The organism is Anaerolineales bacterium, assembly GCA_015075625.1.
Lineage (GTDB): Bacteria > Chloroflexota > Anaerolineae > Aggregatilineales > UBA2796 > UBA2796.
Genome location: JABTTZ010000002.1, coordinates 509,951 through 523,728, shown reverse-complemented (window position 1 = coordinate 523,728; position 13,778 = coordinate 509,951). Strand labels below are relative to the sequence as shown.

The 13,778-nt window shown below is 57.1% G+C and carries 13 protein-coding genes and 1 tRNA gene; 5 read left to right on the top strand and 9 right to left on the bottom strand.

Annotated elements, in window-relative coordinates; genetic code table 11:
* Window position 1: 1 nt before the first annotated feature.
* The 6 genes from HS103_10890 to HS103_10865 all read right to left on the bottom strand — a co-directional run bounded on the left by HS103_10890 (window position 2) and on the right by HS103_10865 (window position 5,350).
* The gene (locus HS103_10890; GenBank protein MBE7513301.1) at window positions 2–580 is read right to left on the bottom strand and encodes a hypothetical protein; all 579 of its coding nucleotides are present in this window, start codon (window positions 578–580) and stop codon (window positions 2–4) included.
* Between the two features lie 207 nt (window positions 581–787).
* A complete protein-coding gene (locus HS103_10885) occupies window positions 788–2,014 on the bottom strand; it encodes a carbon-nitrogen hydrolase family protein (GenBank protein ID MBE7513300.1) in 1,227 nt (408 codons plus the stop codon).
* A 275-nt stretch (window positions 2,015–2,289) separates the two neighbouring features.
* On the bottom strand, window positions 2,290–3,072 hold the full coding sequence (locus HS103_10880; GenBank protein ID MBE7513299.1) for an alpha/beta hydrolase: 783 nt from the start codon (window positions 3,070–3,072) through the stop codon (window positions 2,290–2,292).
* Window positions 3,069–3,749 carry a glycerol-3-phosphate 1-O-acyltransferase PlsY gene (gene plsY / locus HS103_10875; GenBank protein ID MBE7513298.1) on the bottom strand — a complete coding sequence of 227 codons (681 nt, stop codon included), beginning with the start codon at window positions 3,747–3,749 and terminating at the stop codon, window positions 3,069–3,071. Before plsY ends, HS103_10880 begins: the two co-directional genes overlap by 4 nt.
* A 354-nt stretch (window positions 3,750–4,103) precedes the next feature.
* Complete coding sequence (locus HS103_10870) at window positions 4,104–4,934, bottom strand: hypothetical protein (GenBank protein ID MBE7513297.1); 831 nt, start codon at window positions 4,932–4,934, stop codon at window positions 4,104–4,106.
* Complete coding sequence (locus tag HS103_10865; GenBank protein ID MBE7513296.1) at window positions 4,892–5,350, bottom strand: hypothetical protein; 459 nt, start codon at window positions 5,348–5,350, stop codon at window positions 4,892–4,894. The genes HS103_10870 and HS103_10865 overlap by 43 nt, the downstream gene beginning before the upstream one ends.
* Before the next feature lie 94 nt (window positions 5,351–5,444).
* Here HS103_10865 and HS103_10860 point away from each other — a divergent pair, with 94 nt between their 5' ends.
* The 5 genes from HS103_10860 to HS103_10840 all read left to right on the top strand — a co-directional run bounded on the left by HS103_10860 (window position 5,445) and on the right by HS103_10840 (window position 11,369).
* Complete coding sequence (locus tag HS103_10860) at window positions 5,445–7,022, top strand: aldehyde dehydrogenase family protein (GenBank protein ID MBE7513295.1); 1,578 nt, start codon at window positions 5,445–5,447, stop codon at window positions 7,020–7,022.
* Window positions 7,023–7,321: 299 nt separating this feature from the next.
* Window positions 7,322–7,855, top strand: a complete 534-nt coding sequence (locus tag HS103_10855) for a bifunctional nuclease family protein (GenBank protein MBE7513294.1) — start codon at window positions 7,322–7,324, stop codon at window positions 7,853–7,855.
* Window positions 7,856–7,872: 17 nt separating this feature from the next.
* Complete coding sequence (gene dnaB, locus HS103_10850; protein MBE7513293.1) at window positions 7,873–9,258, top strand: replicative DNA helicase; 1,386 nt, start codon at window positions 7,873–7,875, stop codon at window positions 9,256–9,258.
* A 7-nt stretch (window positions 9,259–9,265) separates the two neighbouring features.
* On the top strand, window positions 9,266–9,946 hold the full coding sequence (locus HS103_10845) for a DnaD domain protein (GenBank protein MBE7513292.1): 681 nt from the start codon (window positions 9,266–9,268) through the stop codon (window positions 9,944–9,946).
* Complete coding sequence (locus tag HS103_10840; GenBank protein ID MBE7513291.1) at window positions 9,939–11,369, top strand: ATP-binding protein; 1,431 nt, start codon at window positions 9,939–9,941, stop codon at window positions 11,367–11,369. The genes HS103_10845 and HS103_10840 overlap by 8 nt, the downstream gene beginning before the upstream one ends.
* 21 nt (window positions 11,370–11,390) lie before the next feature.
* Here the strand turns inward: HS103_10840 and HS103_10835 are convergent.
* The 3 genes from HS103_10835 to HS103_10825 form a co-directional block, all read right to left on the bottom strand.
* Window positions 11,391–11,463: transfer RNA gene (locus tag HS103_10835), tRNA-Arg, on the bottom strand.
* A gap of 75 nt (window positions 11,464–11,538) precedes the next feature.
* Complete coding sequence (fabD, locus tag HS103_10830) at window positions 11,539–12,492, bottom strand: ACP S-malonyltransferase (protein MBE7513290.1); 954 nt, start codon at window positions 12,490–12,492, stop codon at window positions 11,539–11,541.
* Between the two features lie 91 nt (window positions 12,493–12,583).
* On the bottom strand, window positions 12,584–13,759 hold the full coding sequence (locus tag HS103_10825) for a VWA domain-containing protein (protein MBE7513289.1): 1,176 nt from the start codon (window positions 13,757–13,759) through the stop codon (window positions 12,584–12,586).
* Window positions 13,760–13,778: the final 19 nt, after the last annotated feature.

Here is a 13,778-nt window from a genome sequence, read left to right as displayed (position 1 = left end):
TTTAGGGCGTCGCTGTGTCTGTTGGGGTTGCCGTCGGGGTGGGAGTCGGCGTCTCCGTGAAGGTTGGCGGTGGGGGCATATCCGTTGCCGTCTCCGTCGGTGTTTCCGTTGGGGTGGCGGTGGGGATCAAAATTTCTGGCGTTGGTGAGGGAAATGGCGTCTGTGAAGGGGGTAAGATGAAATCGGTTGCGGTCGGGGGCAAGACAAAGGGCGTTGCCGAGGGAAAGGGTGGGAAGGTCGGAAGGATGAAAACTGTCGCCGTTGGAAAGGTAAAGGGCGGCAGTGTGGGGATAATCAGTGGGGACGTGCCAACGGGTAAGACCAACTGCGTGGGTGTCGCCTGCAAGGGAGAAAGAATTGTTGCCCCAAAGGGGAGTGTGGCGCGTGGCGTGGCAGAGGTGAATAAAACCGTTGGGTTCAAATTCGATGGTGAGGTCGGCGCTACCCGCCCGGTGGTGCGCGTTCGTGCTACCGCCAACAAGCCGAACCCAACACAATAACAGGGGAGAGTCGCCAAAATAATCACGACCAAAATCATCTGGATCGTGCGTTGACGGCGGGCGGCGGCTTCCGCGTACATGACACTCCTATTGCAGTACCCTCACTGGTTGGACGACAACCAGCCTTCTTACAAAGAGGACGGGCGTCGTTCATTCACCCCGTGATCACCACCGCCTAGCCCATCAGTGAGTCTATCGTGATAAGCTGGGCTGTCAACTACCAAGGAGTCGATCTCTTTGAAAAATGCTGTAAGCGTTGGTCCAGGATAACCACCTAAACTGTAGCATCAAGCGGGGTTTCCGTCAATTCCAGTCTCGTCCGCGTCCTCGCCGCCGTTCAAAATGAAGGGATCGCCCGCCTCGTCCCGACTCGGATCACTCCCCCCCCGACGGAGCGCCCGTCCCGCCAACAAGCCCATCGCCGCAAGCGTTGCCGCCGCCCCGACCCACACCCGCGTTCGGGGGTCAATGGGCGCCATCCGGCGGTTGATATGCCGCCGCACACCCATCCGGTATTCCGGCACCAACAGCAAGTTGCTCCATGCATCGGAGAGAAAATAGGCAAGCGGCGAGGTGCGCATGGCGGGTTGTTTCTCGGTTGGTTCAGGCGGCGACTCCGCCAGCGGGAGCGAGGCATAGGTTAAGCCATCGCCATTTGCCATCACCCGCGCCACGACGTTTCCCGTGTGATCAATCACTTTTGTCTGAAGGTCAAACCCCGCCTCTATAACCACCTCATGAGCGCGAGGAAGCCATTTCCACAGATCAGGGCGGGCGCTGAGATAGGCGGCGATAGAAACCGACGAGATGGGAAGGGGCGAGCGAAACTGCCCCCCCGCCGAGGCATGGATCACGGGGACGCCCAACCATGCGGCGTGGTCGTCCATATCGGCGCCGGGGAAGTGTTCGATTTCGGTATGCAGCAGACGCCAAATCCCGCCCAAATCACGGGTATTCACTCGACTGCCATCGGGAAAAACAAGATCGGCGGCGGAGACCTTTGGCGGGCAGCTTAAAATGAGCATAGCATCAACTCTGCCCGCATAACGCGCCCACAGGTCGGGGTGTGCCGCATCCCAACAGATCATCAGCCCGATTTTTCCCAAATCGGTATCAGCCACCGTGATGTGACGGTTTTCACGGTAATATTTGCGCTCCCAAAGGAAAGGATACTGCTTGTCATAGCGCCACATACGCCCATCGGGGGCGACAAGGAGTGCTGTGTTATAGGTATCTTCTTCGTCAAGGAGGAGGAGTGTCCCCGTCAGGTGAATGGCGTGTTGTTTTGCCTGCGCCCGCAGCCAAGTCGCCGTTCGCCCATCGATTCGTTCGGCGCGGGCGTAGTTGCTATCGTCGTAGAGATAGCCTGTGTTGAAAAATTCGGGGAGGGCGACGATTTGCGCCCCGGCGCCTGCCGCCTCTGCGACCAAATCGGCAGCGCGGGCAAGGCGTGCCTCCAGTGGGGCGGGGGTGGCGTCCATCTGAACGGCGGCGGCGCGGAGGTAACGTGACATGAGGTAAATTCCCCTCCAAACACGATCACTACACGATATATCTATCCGTAAATTATATCTATGAACGGTAAGCGCCACCCCTCACCCGCTCGTTTTGTGGGTTGAATGGGCTAGGAGATGAGGGCATTCTAAAGCCCCGAAGGGGTGGTTACTCCTAGCCCGCGGCTTCAGCGGCGGGGGCATATTGTGCCGCGCTACAACCCGTAGACCTCTTTCCCTGATTTCAGCCCCGTGCTTTAGCGCGGGGCTAACGCGCCTCGATACGATAAAAATCTTCAGACGAAAAACGTATCCACAATCCGTAAAAAGTCCGGTAAACGTTCCTGATAGGCAAAATGCCCCGCCCCCTGAAAGACGACCAAGCCGGCATCGGGTATCGCCTTTTCCAGCGCCTGCCCCTGCCAAAGCGGGGTATCCTGATCCTGATCCCCCCAAATCAAGAGCGTTGGGGCGGCAATGCGCCCGGCATGGGGGAGTAAATCTTCTTGAATCACCCGTCGGAAGGTGGCTTCTAAGACACCCGCCGTTTTTAAATCCGCCGATCCAAGGCGTTCCCGCCCCCACTGGCGAAGTTTCCCCTCGAAGGCGTTCACACCGGGGAGTTTCAATGCCGCCTTGCCCATCTGCAGCAAGCGATCCCGTGCTGTGGGTGGGGCGATCACTCCGGCACTGTCGGCAAGGACGATTTTTCCCACCCGTGCCGCGTGATCCGCCCCCAAAACAAGGCTGATCCGCCCGCCGAAGGAATGCCCGATCAGGTTCACCCGCTCCACGCCCGCCGAGTCGAGGTAGGCGAGAACGATCCGCGCATAATCGTCAACGCCCCACGCCGCCCCTTCTGGGGGCGGGGCGCTGCGCCCAAAACCGGGAAGGTCAAGCGCATGGATGTAATGCCCCCGCGCCGCCAGCCCTTCGGCAGCGCCGATCATGCTCTCGATACTCCCACCCCACCCATGCAGCAGCAGGATGGGATCGCGCTCTGGGTGCGGCTGACCAAACACGGCGACGCCAAGCATTTGCCCGGCGATTGGGTAGGTTTGAATGGGTGTCACGCTCACGAATGTGCTGTTCCTGATGATTCCAGCGGTTTTTCCTGATTTCCGACGCGGCGTTCCGTCCCCGCCAACAAGCGTTGAATATTCTCTCGATGGCGGTAAAAGAGCAAGAGCAGCATGATCACCCCGAACAAAGCATAGGGCTTGGGGAGGATTCCTTGCAGCCCCGCCACTGCCCCCCCAAGTGCCGCTACCGCGCCAGTGACCAACACAGAAAGGGAGACATAGCGCGTTAGGGAGATCATAGCAAAAAACATTAAGGCGGGTCCGGCAATCAGCCACCACCATGCGGCAACGAGGGCAATCCATGCCCCAGCACTCGTCGCTGCGCCTTTTCCGCCGCGAATTTTCCGTGTGATCAGCGTGGCAAAGAGCGACCAGTTATGCCCTATAATCACCGCTAGACCACCGGTGAACGCCCCTAAGACAAAATACGTCCCGCCAAGCATCCGCCCAATCAGGACGCCCGCCACGCCCTTCAAGAGATCAACGATCAAAACGAGAGCGCCCCACCGAAAACCAAGCGTTCGGCTGATATTCGTCGCACCCATGTTCCCACTGCCCACGCTAAAAATATCGATCCCGTTCACCCTTCCGACAAGGTAGGCGGTAGGGATGCTCCCCACAAGGTAGGTGCTAAGCGCAATAACAATCAAAATGCCAATTAAAGCAGTATTCATGGTCGTTTCATCCTATGCAAACGAGGTGCTGTTGAGATTGTAACCCTACAGCATTTTTTCATGGAAATTACCCCCTTATTGGTTGACAGCCCTGCTCATCACGATAGGCTTATTAGTGGGGTATGCTGCGGTGATTAAGGGTTAAACGAACCTACGCCCGTCCTTCTTGTAAGAAGGCTGGTTGCCGTTCAACCAGCGAGGGTACTGCAATAATGACCCACCCCGAAAGCACCCCCCGCCCTAAAGCACAGGGCTGAGATCAGGGGGAAAGACAATCCCCTGCACCTATAGGGGCGACCACACGGGGTCGCCCGCCTCCCCGTATTCCGTTTTAACCCCGCGCCCTGCGTAAGTTTACCCTAACGCCGTCAGACTGATGCCCGCCACGCTGAAGGTTTGGCGGGCAGGAATGGCGACCAGACCAAACCCAATCTGCCCTTGTGGGGTGAGAATCGCATATTGATTGTCGTGCCAGATTACGCAGCCCATCCGCCCGCGCAAGCGCAACGGGGATTCCAACACCAGCCGTCCATCGATATACCACTGAAGGCGGTCTACCAGCCAATCAAGGCGGTACTCATGCGGTTCGCGCCAATCGATAACTTCAGGATCAAGATGTGCCTCGCGGACACCAACTGCCCACTGCCCAATCCCCCATAACGCACGGTAAAGGGGCGGAACGCGCATAAGCAAGAAGCCAAGTGGGGCGGTGGGCGCTAACGCCAAAAATGCCGGACGCTGAAAGCTCCCTACCGCTGCCTTCCAGCCGCCACCCGGAACGCCCCGCGCTAATGCCATGTTGTGCGGCGCACCACCAAAGAAAAACCATGCATAGCGAGGAAGGCGCGGAAAGCGCTCACCGGGCATATAGGGATGATTCCAAAACCCGAAGCCTGCCGTCCCCCGCATGTCCGCCGCCGCGTGCGATGCCCACGCCCGCATGGTGAGGCGAATCGGCGGGGCGCAGGGGAAATGTCGTCGGGGGAAGCCCTTCCCTTGCCCAACCCAATAGTTATCCAGTTGGGCGTTGCTGTAGCGATCCCGTCCGGCATGGTCAAGTATCAGATGGGTGATCGCCCCGCCTGTCCCTTCGTGGGCAAGGCGCCCCACCCCAATTGCCAACGGCTGGAAGGCGGCGTCGCTCAGCGGTAAAACTGGCGGGCGGGGGCGCGGTTCAAATACCATGTCACGTAAAGGGGAATCACGATCAAGGGCGGAACAACACACAACAGATTCACCCCAGACAGACTTCCTCCGATCTCCTCAATGCCCGGCGCGGCGTTGGCAGCGCGAAGCATCTGCCAAAGACGAAACGCCGTCCCGCCCCAGATACAGATCAATAAAAAACGGCGCGACCAACGGGGACGCCCGGCCCATGCCCATAGGCTGGCAATCAGCGTCACCGCCGCCACCGCCATGCTGATCCAGTTTTCGGTGGTGTTCACAATATCCATGCCGATGCGCCGGCGGGTGAACGCCGTCCAAATCACCAACAGAAGGGGGAGCAGCGGGATAATGCCGTAGGCAATCCCAGTGGCGAGAATAGCAATGGTCAGCCCGAAGGGGCGATAACGCGGAAAAGGGTACTCTGTTTTGTCCATGCTCTCGATTATAGACGATAGAGCCATTCACTTCACGTCGGAAACCGTTTGGGCTATACTGGTAGGTACTTTTTATCGAACGGGCATTTGATTTATGGCGACTTTAAAAACGACCACTTACACAAACGGGACAGGTGAAAAGCACGGCACACCGGCTGTTTTATCCTCAAATAGCCCGGCAACGGGGCGCCATTTGGGTGATGTGCCGATCACGCCAGCAGAACAAGCCCCGGCGGTGATCGAACGCGCCCGCCGCGCCCAAAATGGGTGGTTTAAGGCGGGCTTAACCCACCGCCTAGAGATGCTGAGGCGTGTTCAGGGGAATATCCATCGGGATATGGACATAATCATCAGCCTGATAGTTGCCGAGCAGGGCAAACCTCCAGCAGAGGCACTCAGCGAGTTTCTTGCCTCGATTGATGTCGTCGTCACCTTCATCGGCTTGGCAAAAAAGACGCTTGCCCCGCGCTATGTCTTTGAAAAACTGCTCCCCTATCGGCAGCTTTGGGTTGAACGCCGTCCCTTTGGGGTCGTCCTGACCATCAGCCCCTGGAATTTTCCTGTACTGCTCCCCCTTGCGCCAATCACCGCCGGATTAATCAGCGGAAACACCATCGTCTGGAAGCCCTCTGAATACACTCCCCTTACCTCACAGGCGTTGGCAAAATGCTTTTGGGAAGCGGGGATTCCTCATGATGTGTTGCAGATGGTTCAGGGGCGGGGCGATCTCGGCGCGGCATTGGTGAAGGCACACCCCAACAAGATCAGTTTTACGGGGAGTGTCCCTACCGGACGCAAAATCGCTATCGCGGCGGCGGAGCAGTTGATCCCTGTCCAACTTGAACTGGGGGCAAAAGACGCCGCCATTATCTTGGAGGATGCCGATCTCGATTACACTGTGCAAGGTGTTATCTGGGCGGCTATGCACAATGCCGGGCAAGCCTGTGCCGCTGTCGAACGGGTCTACGTTCATCGTTCGCGTATGGCTGAGTTTTTGAAGAAGGCGAGCGACCTCATCGCCCAAACGATCAAAGTCGGTCCGGGCGAAGCGCCGGGGACGACGATGGGCGCAATCTCCAACGATATGCAGATGCGCGTCATTGAAAGCCATGTGGAAGAAGCCGTACAGGGCGGGGCAATGGTGATCTGTGGGGGAAAACGTATTGAAGGCGGGGCGGGGCGGTATTTTGCCCCCACCATCCTCACCGATGTCACGCCGGATATGAAGGTGGTTCGGGAAGAAACTTTTGGTCCGATCATTGTCGCCATTCCTTTCGAGACGGATGACGAAGCGATCCGCCTTGCCAACGACAGCCCTTACGGGTTGAGCGGGTCGATCTGGACGCGGAACAAAGCGCGGGGGTTGACGCTTGCCTCTCGCCTAGAGGTGGGTCATGCCGATGTGAACGATCACATCCTCTCGGCAACCGTGCCGAAACTGCCCTGGGGGTTCACGAAAGATACGGGGTATGGCGCGGCACGCGGAGCGGAGGGCTTGCTAGGCATGACCCGCCCGATGAGTTTCAGTATTCCCCGTTTTGGAAATGTGAACATTCCACAGTTGTTTTGGTATCCCTACACACCCTTAAAGTACGGTTTTTTGCGGCGCTTGATCCGCGTTCTCTATGCACCCTCGCTTAGGGGGGCGCTGCGCAGCCTGTTTCAGCGCTGAACCGCTGCTAGGACGGTACTAAACTAACCGTTGGTGCTAGTTCACAGAGCAAACTGAGCAAGATGAAGAGACGATCCTGAGGATCAGCATTGGACTGTAACACCACCAGGAGTGGGGTTTTGAAAGGATTTCGAGTCGAGAAGGGAAGGGCGATCTGAACACACCCCCTTCCCTCACCCTAAACCTTACTTTGAACGCCTGCTGAAAATTGATATACTCTCTTTGCCGTAGTAAATCAATCGCTCACCCTATCCAGCGCGTGGTGTGTCGGAGAATGTATCGAGATGGATAACCTGAACCTGATCGAAGTCACCATCGATAGCGTCCGCGTCAGCCTGATGTCCCCTCACCGCATTGTGCTGCTGAAAGACACCCGCAACGAACGTTATCTCACCATTTGGATTGGTTCTTGCGAATCCGACGCGATCACGGCGGAATTGCAGGGGCAAATCCCTCCCCGCCCACTCACCCACGATCTCTTAAAATCGCTCATTACCACCCTCGGCGCACGAGTCCGCTATATCGTTATTAATGATCTTCGCGAAGATGTATTCTTCGCTAGTCTGGTGTTGGATGTGGGGGGCAATAAGGTCGAGGTAGACGCCCGTCCAAGCGACGCGATTGCCCTTGCCGTGCGTGTCCGCGTTCCCATATATGTGTCGGATAGCGTCATGGATCGGGCGGCGATCACCCCCGATCAGGAAGTGGGAACAGAACCGGAGTCACCCGCTGCTGCCAGCGAACCACCCAGCGAGGAAAAATTGAACTTGTTTCGCGATTTCGTTGAGTCCATCGACTTTGACGAAGACGATCCCGATAAAGATAAGAGTTAGGCGCGGCGCGGCGCGGTATGACGGACACCAATAGACAATCAAACGCCGCACCCAAACCATCCTCGTTGGGTCCGCACTCCATCGAAGCGGAGGAAGCAATCCTCGGCGCGATGCTGATCAATGCCGAGGGACTGGCAAACATTGCCGATTTTCTCAAACCCGATGATTTCTTTGAACTGAAGCATCAGTGGGTTTGGGAAGGGATGATCGCCCTCCAACAACGGGGAGAGGTTGTCGATTACCTTACCGTGACAGCGGAACTACGCAGCAAGGATAAACTCGATCAGATCGGCGGCGCCTCGTTCCTCACCTACCTCTTAAACAGCACCCCCACCCACCTCTATGCTGAAGCCTATGCCCGCCTTGTGGAACGTGCTGCCATTCGACGGCGGTTGGTCGGCGCGGCGGGGGAAATTGCCAACCTTGCCCGCGATGACTCCGCCGAACTTCAGGATGTTATTGCCAAAGCGGAAACGGCGCTCTTTCGGGTGACGGATGATCGTCTGCGCAAAGAGATGGTGCCGATGTCACAGGCGGTGAGCGAGTATTTCGAGCGCATCGAATACCTCTATAACACCCCAGATGCACAGCTTGGCGTCCCCTGTGGCTTCACCGATGTTGATCGGATGTTGGGCGGCTTGCAAAAGAGCGACCTCTTGGTCGTTGCGGCCCGTCCGGGGGTGGGCAAGACAAGTTTCCTCCTCAGTATTGCCCTTAATGTGGCGCGGCGGGCGCATGTCCCCGTAGCCATTTTTACCTTAGAAATGGGACGCGAACAGCTTCTTCAGCGCTTTTACTCCATTGAGACGGGTATTAACTCGCAACGAATGCGTATCGGCAACCTTGAACCCCATGAATGGGATCGTTTTATGGAGGCGACCAGCCGCCTTGATGGACTGCCCATGTTCATTGATGACACACCGGGTATTTCCATCCAGCAAATGCGGGCACGCTGCCGCCGCCTTCACCGCGAAAATGGTCTCGGCTTGATCATTGTCGATTACCTACAACTGATGTCTGCGGGAGGGGCTGCCGGACGGGAGCAAAACCGCGTTTTAGAGGTTGGGGCGCTCTCTCGCGGGTTAAAAGAAATGGCGCGGGAACTGAATGTCCCTGTGGTCACTGCCTCTCAGCTTTCACGTTCTGTAGAACAACGTAGTGACAAGCGCCCGCAGCTTTCCGACCTGAGAGAATCCGGTTCAATCGAGCAGGATTCAGATATTGTCATGTTCCTATACCGTGACGAGTTATATAACGAAAACACAGATCGCCCTAATCAGGCGGATGTCATTGTGGCGAAACACCGCAATGGACCGACGGGGACAGTTTCTCTCTTTTTCCGTAAGGAACTGACCCAATTCGTGGATATGGTTAAACAGAACACGAATCTCTCAGATTATTAAGGGATTCATGATGCCTTCACCACATCCCTTTTCTGGTTTCACAGGCAGCCGCACAGTGATCCTTCCGGCGTCCTTTTTCACCGATCTGCTCCCCCATCTGGACGACCCCGCCGAACTGCGCTTCACCCTGCTGTGCCTCTATTTTCTCAACCAGCGCGAGGGCGAATACCGCTATCTGCGCCATCGAGATTTCACTGAAAACCCGAACGCGATGGCGCTTTTCGATGGCATGACAGACTTTCAGGCAGCGCTCACCCGCGCCCTTCAGCGGGGGACGATCCTCGCCGTCCAAGCGGCGCTCCCCACTGGGTTAGAAACGCTCTATTTCTTGCATACCGAACGGGGACTACGCGCAGCTGAGGCGCTTCGGCGGGGCGATTGGTCGCCCGGGGTGGGCGAAACACCGATCACCATCCATGCCCAACATCCCGATATTTTCACCCTCTATGAGCAGAACATTGGCGCGGTGACGCCTCTGCTTGCCGAGCAACTGCGCGAGGCGGAGGCAAGCTATCCCCGCGAATGGCTGAAAGAGGCGGTTCAGATTGCCGTTGAAAGCAACCGCCGCAATTGGCGCTACATCCTTGCCATTCTGAAACGGTGGGAGACGGACGGGAAGACCCCTGCCAAAGCAAGCGATGCCCGTGATGCTGAGGAAAATCCCTATCTGAAAGACCCTTATGCCTGATTCCCTGACCCCCGACCCCAACTGCCCTTACTGTGGTGGGCTTGGCTTCGTCACGCGGGATGTGCCGGTGGGCGATCCTGATTTTGGGCGTGCTTTCCCTTGCCGCTGCCTGCAACAGTCCTACAAGGCGCGTGAACTATCGCGCTTGCGGGCGTTGGGCAACATGGCGACCTACACCGAAAAAACGTTCGCCACCTTTGAGATCGATCACGACCTGATCGATGAGGCGAACGCCGATTTGCGGGAGGTTTTTGCCAACCTTGCTCCAGAGCGTAAAGAACGCCTTATCGAGGAAGATCGACGGATGTTGAATGTAGCAGGGACACTGGCGTTTCGCTATGCCGAACAGCCGCAAGGGTGGCTGCTTTTTGAAGGTACATACGGGACGGGGAAAACTCATCTTGCCGCCGCCATTGCCAATTGGCGGATTATGCGCGGCGATGCGGTGCTGTTCATCACCTCACCCGATTTGCTCGATCATCTGAAAAGCGCCTTTTCACCGCAAGCCGAAACCGCCTATGACGACCTCTTTGAACGCATCCGCCAAGCGCCGCTCCTTGTCATAGATGATCTTGGTGCGGAGAGTCAGACCCAGTGGGCAGGCGAAAAACTCTACCAGTTGTTCAATGATCGCCATCGCCGAATGCTGCCGACGGTGATTACGACGAATCGGGATACCGCCCTCTTGGAGGGGCGTATTCGCAGCCGCTTGCTTGACCAAAGCCTGACCATGGCGGTGAAACTGAGCATCCCAGATCGCCGTTCCTCGATGGTCACCGGGACATGGCGCGAAAGCGATCTGTCGCGCTTGGATCGCTACGCCGATATGACCTTTGAAACGTTCGATCTTCGTCAGGATGAGCTTGGCAAAGAGAAGATTGACCAGAAGCAGATCGACCAACTTCAGCATGTCGTTCAACACGCCTACGCCTATGCCCAACGCCCAGAGGGGTGGCTGGCAATCATCGGTGAACCGGGCTGTGGCAAAACCCACCTTGCTGCTGCTATTGCCCATCTTCAGCACACGGCGGGGACGCGCACACTGTTTGTCAATGTTGCCGATTTGCTCAATTATCTGCGCGGTGTCTTTGAGCCCTTCAGCAAGGTCAGCTATGACTCGCGCATGGAGGAAATTCGCCGCGCCCCGCTGTTAATCCTTGATAACGTTGCCTTGCGGAGCGATCTCTCGTCTGTCTCCCCCTGGGCGCGGGATCAACTCTACGAGATTTTGACCTACCGTTTTGATTACCGTCTTCCGACGGTGATCACCACGAATCTTACCCCCGATAAGATGGATGCCCGCTTGCGCAGCCGCCTTTACAACAAAACATACTGCACTGTTGCCGCTATCAGCTTGCCTGCCTATACAGGGGGGAAAAGCCGTGCCGCGCCGCTGCGCTCACCAACCCGCAAGAGGGAATAACCAACCCACTATCCAATGCGATGCACCCAGAGGGATTCGAACCCCCGACGCCAGGTTCCGAAGACCTGCGCTCTATCCCCTGAGCTATGGGTGCTTATGCCTTCTTGTTACGCACTATAAAGCGGGATGCTCACTCTGTCAAGCGTCATTCGAGGGCGACGCGGATGCCCTAAGAGGCAGCCAACCCTTGCAACGATTCGAGTGTATTCACCGGAATGGCAGTTGCTTCGCTGTCAATCCGTTTTAACAAACCGCTCAACACATCTTTCGACCCCAGTTCAAGGAATGTCTCGCCCCCCATACGCCGCAGCGCCATGATTGATTCTGACCAGCGCACGGTAGAGGTCAACTGCGCGTTCAACTCCGCCTGAATTGCCTCAGCATCGGGCAGCAGCGCAGCGCTCACATTCCCTATGACGGGAATAAAGGGCTTTCGTAGCCGCACAGTTTGAATGGCGGTGCGGAAGGAGGCGCTGGCTGGCTCCATGAGGGGGGAATGTGTTGCCACACTGACATGAAGGCGTACTGCCCGCCGAATCCCATGTGCTTTTGCCAACTCAAGCGCACAGGTGATCGCCAGATTATCGCCGGAGATCACCACTTGTCCGGGGCAGTTGTCGTTGGCAATGACCACCGGATTTCCCGTCTCGCGGCTCGCTTGGTCACAAATGGTGTGGGCAGTGGCGAGATCACCACCCAACAGCGCCGCCATGCCGCCCGGATGCTTTTCTCCTGCTTCCGCCATAAGCCGTCCACGCTCGGCAACCAACCGCAGTCCAGCATCAAAGGGCAGCGCCCCCGCCGTCGTAAGCGCAGTGAATTCACCGAGGCTGTGACCGGCGGCGGCAAGGGGGGTGATTTCCTCCCCAAGCACAGCTTCTAAGGCATGCAGCACGGCGATCCCTGTCACATAAAGGGCAGGTTGTGTGTACTGGGTGAGATCAAGCTGCTCTGCCGGACCTTCAAAACACAGGCGGGAGAGCGAATAGCCCAAGATAGAATCGGCAAGGGCATAAACCTCCCGTGCAGCGGTGATTTCTGCGGCAATCTCTGCTCCCATCCCCACCGCCTGAGAGCCTTGTCCGGGAAATAAGAGGACAGTCTTTTCCCACTGAATCGTCATACAATTCCCCCTAAACGTGATTTAAATGATTTTCCAACAATTTGGCAACCATCAGCACCTATTATGCCATGTCTGAGTGTGACCCGCCGATCTAAGGCTGCCCTGTTCGTAAAATGCCCCGTTCCCCCGCCCATGCGCTGAGGTCTTGCCGCTCGATTGCCGCCGCCATCAGGTTGGGGAACATATCCGGCGTACAGGCAAAGGATGCTATGCCCAATGCCGCGAAGGTGGTGGCAACCTCATGATCGTAGTTTGGTATCCCGTCATCGCTGAGCGTGAGAAGCGTCACCATCTGCACTCCCGACGCGGCAATCTGCCCTGCGCGGGCGATCATCGCCTCTTGGTCGCCTCCCTCAAACAAATCACTGATCAAGACGAGGATGGTGTCTGCCGGGCGCTTGATCAACCTCTGAGCATAGGCAAGGGCTTGGTTAATATCCGTCCCCCCGCCAAGCTGTACCCCAAACAAAATATCCACCGGATCGCGCAGTTCTGCCGTCAGATCAACGACATTCGTATCAAAGGCAACAAGGTGCGTTTTGACCGCCGGAAGGGACGCCATAACCGCCCCATATATTCCGGCATAAACAACGGAAGTTGCCATAGAACCGCTCTCATCAAGGCAAAGGATCACATCGCGCAAGGCGTTTGTGTGGTGTCCAAACCCGATGCGCCGCTCTGGAATCACCGTCCGATAGGCGGGCTGATAGTGTTTGAGGTTGGTGAGGATCGTCCGCGCCCAATCCATATCCTTGTAACGAGGGCGCGTTGTCCGCAACGCCCGACTCATTGCCCCGTTGAGTGCCGTTCGCAGTGGGGCGCTGAGTTTCCTTTGCAACTCCTCCGTCACTTTGCGCACCACTTGCCGCGCCGTATCGCGTGTTTCGGCGGTCATCGTCTCGTTTAGGCTCACCAGTTTCGCCATCAGGTGAACATCCAACTCAATCGTTTTCAACAGATCAGCCTCCCGCAGGAAGTCATTGAGGGATAAGTGCTGAAGGGCTTCCTTTTGCAGCATCTGGACAACCGGTTTAGGGAAATACGTCCGAATATCGCCCAACCAGCGGGCTAGTTGTGGCGCCGAATCGCCTAACCCGCCGCTGTCGCTAAACTCTTTATCGGCATAGAGCGCCTCTAATGCGGCATCCATCTGGGCATCTTGTGCGCTGAGGGGAAGCGCATCCTCTTTAGTTGCCCGCCCCAAAATCAGCCGCCAGCGGCGGCGTTCTTCATCGGTAACGGTTTCTGTCGCAACAGCCTCTGTCATTGCTCACCCCCTAGTCGTT